8 protein-coding genes are annotated in these 6,476 nt (G+C 70.5%); 3 read left to right on the forward strand and 5 right to left on the reverse strand.

Translation table 11 applies throughout. The annotated features are described in order from the left end of the window. Nucleotides 1-549: 549 nt before the first annotated feature. The gene (locus ABD308_RS30175) at nucleotides 550-1,041 is read right to left on the reverse strand and encodes a hypothetical protein (RefSeq protein ID WP_344341851.1); all 492 of its coding nucleotides are present in this window, start codon (nucleotides 1,039-1,041) and stop codon (nucleotides 550-552) included. Nucleotides 1,042-1,644: 603 nt separating this feature from the next. Between ABD308_RS30175 and ABD308_RS30180 the strand changes: the two genes are divergently transcribed. Then, on the forward strand, nucleotides 1,645-1,848 hold the full coding sequence (locus ABD308_RS30180; RefSeq protein ID WP_344341854.1) for a hypothetical protein: 204 nt from the start codon (nucleotides 1,645-1,647) through the stop codon (nucleotides 1,846-1,848). A gap of 151 nt (nucleotides 1,849-1,999) precedes the next feature. On the opposite strand, the gene ABD308_RS30185 is transcribed toward ABD308_RS30180, so the two are convergent. Continuing rightward, the gene (locus ABD308_RS30185; protein ID WP_344341857.1) at nucleotides 2,000-2,578 is read right to left on the reverse strand and encodes a hypothetical protein; all 579 of its coding nucleotides are present in this window, start codon (nucleotides 2,576-2,578) and stop codon (nucleotides 2,000-2,002) included. A 150-nt stretch (nucleotides 2,579-2,728) separates the two neighbouring features. On the opposite strand from ABD308_RS30185, the gene ABD308_RS30190 reads away from it, so the two are divergent. After that, on the forward strand, nucleotides 2,729-2,854 hold the full coding sequence (locus ABD308_RS30190) for a hypothetical protein (RefSeq protein ID WP_344341860.1): 126 nt from the start codon (nucleotides 2,729-2,731) through the stop codon (nucleotides 2,852-2,854). Here ABD308_RS30190 and ABD308_RS30195 read toward each other — a convergent pair. After that, entirely contained in the window at nucleotides 2,836-3,411 is a 576-nt protein-coding gene (locus tag ABD308_RS30195; protein WP_344341863.1) for a hypothetical protein, read from the reverse strand. The genes ABD308_RS30190 and ABD308_RS30195 overlap by 19 nt on opposite strands. Before the next feature lie 76 nt (nucleotides 3,412-3,487). Next, entirely contained in the window at nucleotides 3,488-3,919 is a 432-nt protein-coding gene (locus ABD308_RS30200; RefSeq protein ID WP_344341867.1) for a DUF6193 family natural product biosynthesis protein, read from the reverse strand. Nucleotides 3,920-3,983: 64 nt separating this feature from the next. On the opposite strand from ABD308_RS30200, the gene ABD308_RS30205 reads away from it, so the two are divergent. Further along, complete coding sequence (locus ABD308_RS30205) at nucleotides 3,984-4,901, forward strand: hypothetical protein (protein WP_344341870.1); 918 nt, start codon at nucleotides 3,984-3,986, stop codon at nucleotides 4,899-4,901. Nucleotides 4,902-5,105: 204 nt separating this feature from the next. On the opposite strand, the gene ABD308_RS30210 is transcribed toward ABD308_RS30205, so the two are convergent. Beyond that, entirely contained in the window at nucleotides 5,106-6,284 is a 1,179-nt protein-coding gene (locus tag ABD308_RS30210) for an alpha/beta fold hydrolase (RefSeq protein WP_344341873.1), read from the reverse strand. Nucleotides 6,285-6,476: the final 192 nt, after the last annotated feature.

A 6,476-nucleotide genomic window follows, 5' to 3' on the forward strand; every position in this document is an offset into this window, starting at 1 on the left:
GTGGACGGCTGTGACCTGCGACGGTGAGGTCGGCGGGGCGGAACTCACCGGCCCCCGGGGCGGAACTCACCGGGCGGCGGAGAGCTCACCGGCGGGTGCGGGTGGTCCTGGCGGCCGTTCTGCGGGTGCGGGGCCGGCGGTGCGGGCCGGAGAGTGGGGTGGTGGGCATCGTGGTGGTGGTCGAGCAGCCGCAGGACCCGGCTCTGCCGGTCGCGCACGCGACCGGCTCCGCCCCAGACGTGCGGCCGGGCGGGGCCGGGACGCACCACCGACCGTGACCCGCTCCGACCTGCGGCATCAAGGAGTTCACCAAGGAATCCACCAAGATTGGCGGACGGCCGGATGTTCACGAGAACGGAAGTCGAGCGGCCCGCGGGGCGAGGGGACGCCTGGGGGCTGGGAGGATCGACGGGGACGGCGCGCCCCGCACCCCATTGCCCGCGGCGCGCGCCGTCCCGGACCGTCGGGAGCCGACCGCGAGGGCGCAGCAGCGGGCGCTGGGGAGGAGTGGCGGCGACCAGGCGGGCCCGGGGAGCCCCGGCCGGGTCGTCAGGAGTGGATCTCCCAGGTCTTCTGCGGTAGCCAGTGGGGGAGGTCGTCGAGCGCTTCGGCGGGGTAGAACACGGGCCGGGTCAGGAGGCGGTCACCTTCCCGTTGGACGTTGATCACGACGCCCAGGGAGCTTGAGCAGGGCACGCCTGCGCTCATGTAGGAGAGCTCGTCGGGCAGGCCTTCTGCGTGCTCGCCCATCCACTGCTCCAGCGCGGAAGGCACCTGGCCGACGAGCGCGGTGCCGTCGGCGGTGACCTGCGGTCCGCGCAGCGCATCGACCGCGACGCCGGACAGCCGGCCGTCCTGGTAGTAGAGGTGGAGGCCGAAATCCCGGCACCGGCCCTCCGAGGGCCTCCACGTGTTGTTGCCGCGCCCGCCGCTCCACGTACGGTGCTCGATGTCCTCGGTGACGCCGCGCAGAGCCTGCGTCACCTCGTCAGCACTCATCCCGAAACACAACGGCCCCACGGCCGTGAACGGCTCCAGCACCCACTGCACACGCTCCTCGTCCGGCCGAACGTGCCACCATCCCGTAAACATGATCAACACTCTGCCCGTCACCACTGACAAACCGAAACGGGGGGCGCAGCGGGGAAGGTGAGGGACGGAGAACGACGGCGACACCGAACAGTAGTGACCGGGACAACGACGGCCCTGGCGGCTGTTCTCCCGATGCGGGGCCGGCGGCGCGGGCTGGAGAGGGGGGTGGTGGGCATCGTGGTGGCGGTCGGGCACCCCGGAGTGGTATGGCCGTCGCCCCGTGGCGACCGGCGGCACCCGGTCAGCGCTGGTACCCGCCCGACCTCGCCCGCTACGTCTGCCCGCACTGCGACCGCGCCGTGCGATCAGTGGCATGAGAGCACGTCAGCGAGGGTGGCTTATGGATCCTTGCCCGCTTCGGAGGGGTGCCCGCCGGCGATGGCCCGTGGTTGTGCGTCCCGGGTCCGGCGGGCGCCCCGGCGGCATCGTAGCCGCAGCTGGCTCGCCGAAGGCCGACTGGCACGCGACGGCGAATTCGACGGTGACGTGGCGTTCGGAGTCGATCACGGACGGGTAGGGCTCGCCTGGCCAACGACCCGGAGGGGAGAAGCGGTGAGCGAGTCGGAGAACATCAAGTCGCTGATCATCAGCACGGCGCAGGAGCTGTGGGAAGACAAGGAGGCCCTGGGCAAGTTCCTCGGGGTGGTGCGGCGCAGTCCGGGGTTCGCCGGCCTGGCCGACGAGGTGGAGCGTTCGACGGTGCGGCCGGCGAAGGCCACCTTCTACGGGGTGCAGAGCACGGAGTTCCAGGCGTAGCGGGCCCCCGGCCCGGGCGGTGGCCCGCTCCTGCGGTTTGGGGGCGGGCCACCGCTGTGACCTGGGGCGGGGAGTTTGGCGGGGCGAAACTCACCGACGCCGAGGCGAAACCGGCCTGCTGCCGGTTGGGATCGGGCCACCAGCCCACGGATCAGGAGACATTGGTGGCCAGCTCCAGGCCGCCGGCGAAGGCGCGGTCCGCCTCGGCCAGATCGCGCCCTGTCGACCCCTCCGACGCGTCCAGGACCCGACCGAGCGCGCCCTTCGGGAAACCGGCCACTGGATGAGGCAGCTTGTCGCTCCACGCGTCCACCCAGCCGAGCTTTCTGGCGGTGTTGAGGGGCTGCAGGCCGCTGGGCTGGCGAGCCAGCGCGGCCGCGACCGTGGCCTCCCACCTCGCCTGGACCTTGTCCACGTCGGACTGCCCGAGGCCGCGGGCGATGTCGGCCCACGATGCTCCACGGATCCGCTCCGCCACGATCGCGTCGTCTTGAAGGGAGCTCGCCCGGTCGACGAAGTCGCGGGCCAGCTTGGCGCAGTCACCCGCCGAGGCCTGGTCCGAGGCCAGGGAGCGGACCAGCTCGACCGCCGCCTCCCCCAGCATCTTCGCCCTCCAGCCGAGCTCGATGCGGGCCCGATCGGAGGCGCTGAAGACCCCGTCGGGGAGCCCGTACACCGCCTTCCATGCGTCCGACGTCTCATCACCAGTAGTAGTCGAACCATTACTCACGGCATGGAGGGTAGCGAGGCCGCGCGAACGGACAAAGCGACCACTCGGCGGGGTGATCGCGAGCGCGCGCCGACGACGCCCCACCCTGCGCCAAGCTCGACACCGACAGGCACCGTCGCGCTGGCGGCGGTGTGTGCGCGGACTGCGGCGATGCCCGGGGCGGTGCTCGGCGATCTGACGCGCGAGCTGCCCGTGCTGGCCGTCACGATGGACGCCGCCGTCGAGGCCGGCCGCACCGCCGCGCCCGGCCCGGAGGTTCAGCGTCCGACGCCCTGAAGGACGCCGACCGCGACGCCGACCGGGCCGGTTCGGTCGGGTTGCGGGCAGACGCGCGCCTCCAGCCGCTCCAGCTGCTGCGCGCTGTCCCGGCACTCGGCGGCGTCGTCACCGAGGCCTCGCGCGTCCAGCTCCCGGCCGAGCGCGAGGACGCCGTCGCGCAGGCGCAGCAGTGCGGCGCTCGTGCGGGCCGGCTCGCGGGCCGGGGCGGGGTTCTTCTTGGCGGCGGGGAAGGACTTGGTGTCGAGGTGGTCCACCGCGTCCTGGACGCTCTCCCAGGCGTCCAGGAGGAGGGTCTGCCGGGTGCTGAGCATGGGGAGCAGGGTCACGGGGGTGCCGTCGGCGCTGTGGCTGACCGCGCCATCGACACCGAGGCCGGCACTCCCGTGGACGGTGAACAGGGCCTGGACGGCGGTCAGCAGCATGTCGGCGGCCTCGCGCAGCGCGGTGCGCGCCTTCCGGGCCCGGCGCCCCTCGGACGTGTCCTGCTTCTCGGCGGCCAGTAGGGCCAACGCTTCGTCGCCGAGCTGGTCGTAGGCCGCCAGCAGCGCGGTCACGGCTTCGACGAGATGTGACCCGTCTCATCGAAGCCTGACGAGTCTCAACGGAGTTTGACGGCAGGTTCGCCGGCGATCACCCAGGGCTGTCGCTGCGGCTTACTGCTGGTCCGAGGCTGGCCGGAAGGTGAGCGGTGACCAGGATGATGGCTTCCTCGGGGCTGTCGGCGTAACCGATCACGGTGGAGCTTCGGGGCTGGCGGATGCGGAATCGGCCGTCGATCAGCGGGTCTACCACCGGCGCCCGCAGGACCCACGGGTATGTGGTGCAGCTGCTGAAGCACAGAGTGTGGTGACTGGTGAAGGGATAGAGCTGCCGCAAGGTTGGCTCGACCTGGGCCGCCTTCAGAAGGGGGACGATGCCCGGATACGGACGCCCCGGCGAGCGGACCTCGTGACGCTCACAGTGCCACCGCCAGATCAGCACCAACTGCTGCCACCTCGCCTCGACCGCGTCGCCCGGCCCCCGCACCCGCCCGTTCGGGACGAAGGGGGTAGGCCGCCTCACTGCCGGGCACTACCTGTCCTACCTCTCGGACCTGTGGGAGTACGACAAGCTCGCCGCCCAGCCGGTGGGACTCCTCCGGCCACCGTGGGACACCGAGGGCGTCGACGACTATCTACCGGAGGAGAACCAGCCCGGCGGCCGGGAGAACACCACCGAGCCGCTGGATCCGCGCGTGGTCGCACCGCTGCTGATGTGGTCGATCCGCGTGGTCGAGGACCTCGCCGACGACATCCTGGCCGCCTGGGACGAGCGCACCCGCATGACCGGCCGGGCCCACGCGAATCCCAGTTCACCCGAAGGCGCCGAAGCCCTGCGCGCCTACCTGCGGCCGATACTGTCCGAAGGCGCCCCGCTGCCCACGGCCACGATCCGGGGAAACTCCGGCGCGGCCCGCATCTACATCGCCGCCCGCACCGGCTCCAGCCTCAAGCAGGTCCAGTGGGCCGGCCGACTCCACCGCCTGTCCCGGCTGGCGGCGGAGCGGCCCGGGCCCTGCCCCCTCACCACGCCGGTCACCGGCCTGATCGAAGGACGGTTCTGGCGCACCAGCATCAACTTCGACGAAGCCGGTGACCTGCGACGCCACCTGGGCACAGCCGCCGCCGTAATCCTCCTGCACCTGACAGGAATGCGTCCCCAGGAAGTGCAGGCCCTGCGGTCCGGCTGCTGCCCCGCCCCCGCTCCGGACACCGACGGCACCACCCGCCACCTCATCCGCAGCCAGGTCACCGGCCCCGCCGACGCCGACCTCCACGAAGAAGAGGCCGCCGGGCCCCATCTGATCACCGGCCGCCACTACAGAACGTCATCGACGACGACGGCAACCACATCAGTACGGGCGAGATCCGCACCGTCCCTTGGGTCGCGATCACCCCCGTCGTCCGCGCCATCCGGATCCTGGAACGGATGGTGCCACCCGGCGAACTCCTGCTCAGCACCAGCCACCACGACGCCCACCAACGCGGACACCAGGGCAGCCTGACCAACACCTCACTCGCCAACCGGATCAGGCGCCTTGTCGCCTGGATCAACCAGGAGGCCACCACGCAGGACCTGCCCGGCCAGACGATTCCCGCCGACCCCCACGGGCCGATCAGCCCGAGCCGCTGGCGGCGCACCCTGGCTTGTGCCTAGGTGGCCAGTGACCAGTCTGTAGCGGCGGTACAGCAGGGGCCAGGGGTTATGTTCAGCGTTCGAGCAGGGGCACAACGGCGCGGGCGAACTCTGTCGGCTCGGCGCTTGCGCCCACGTGGTTGCCGGGCATGTCGATCAGAGGTAGTCCCAGCTGGCCAGCGAGTGCTTGGGTGGCCCGGCGCGCCATCTGGTGATGGCTCAGCGCGCCCGCGCACAGCACCACCGAAATCCGACGGGTGGCTTCGATGTCGGGCACGTAAAAGACCGTGGGGCCAGCCATCCGCCCCAGGAAGTAGCGGTTCTTCTCGAGTTCCTCAGTCGGCAGCTCGGGTAGAGCCATGTGCACGGGAGGCGTCTGATCGGGGCCTGTGTGGTGGCCGGCGCCGCTGAAATCAAAGAACTCTTGCACCGCCCATTGGGGGTCAGTTTCCGCCGCTATGAACGCTGCCGCAGCGCGGTCCGTCAGGTCCGCGTCGTTAAGGAGAGATACAAGGGGTGGCTCATGCAAGACGGCCCGGTCGACCAGGTGGGGATGCTGCTTGGCCAGCTCTAGCAGTGTCACGGCACCACCGCTGGTACCAACGAACAGCGCGGGCCCGCCAGTGAACCGGTCGACGAGTGCAGCAAGGTCCTCAGCCAGGACCTCGGGCGTGGGGGGAGCCATCTCCGATACCGCGCGGCTGGCACCGATGCCGCGCGGATCGTGGGTGACGACCCTGAACCGTCCTGCAAGCTCGTGTGCCAGTGCTGCAAAGCCAGCTCGTCCCGCCGGCGCGCCGACGAGGAACAGCAGTGGCCCCTCTCCCTGGGCGCTGAAGGCGATCGTGCAGTCCGGCCGGTCGAGGAGTTCCAGCGAACTCGTGGTCCGCTCGCTGTAGTCCGCGATCTTGCGGCTGATCACTTTGAGGGCACGGTCCAGGTCCTCGCGGCGATCTTGGACGCGACGGCGGTGAGCCGTGAGCAACTCCAGCCGGAGGCCGGCTGGATCTGTGACCTTGTCGTCGGCGCCTGTGAACTGCGCAATGTCGGCGAGTGGCATCCCCGTCTCACGGAGATGAACCAACATGCGGATCAGCTCGACATCGGCCGTCGTGTATTGGCGATGGCCCGCGTTGTCGCGCCGAGGAGACGGCACGATCCCCTGACGTTCGAAGTAGCGCAGCGTGTCGGGCGCCAGACCGATCCGCGCCGAGACCTCCGCGATGCTGAACAACTCGTCTGCGTCATCCATGCCACAAGCCTCAGCGTTGGACCTTGGTACAAGTCAAGCGATCACCACCCGGCAAACGCAATCAACCTGTCCGGACGGCGCATCTGGGCATGGGGCTATCGTCGACCGCGATCCTTTAAGAAGACATCTCATTTGGGGAGCCTGCGGGCGCAGATGAGGGCTGCTGCGATGCTGGCGAAGGCGGCGAAGTGA

Origin of the sequence: Kitasatospora putterlickiae (genome assembly GCF_039527695.1) — a bacterium.
Classification (GTDB): Bacteria; Actinomycetota; Actinomycetes; order Streptomycetales; family Streptomycetaceae; genus Kitasatospora; species Kitasatospora putterlickiae.

Excerpts from the sequence above, each read along its gene's own strand:
- ABD308_RS30190 (WP_344341860.1), top strand. The coding sequence starts at position 2,729 with ATGCCCGGGGCGGTGCTCGGCGATCTGACGCGCGAGCTGCCCGTGCTG.
- ABD308_RS30210 (WP_344341873.1), bottom strand. The coding sequence starts at position 6,284 with ATGGATGACGCAGACGAGTTGTTCAGCATCGCGGAGGTCTCGGCGCGG.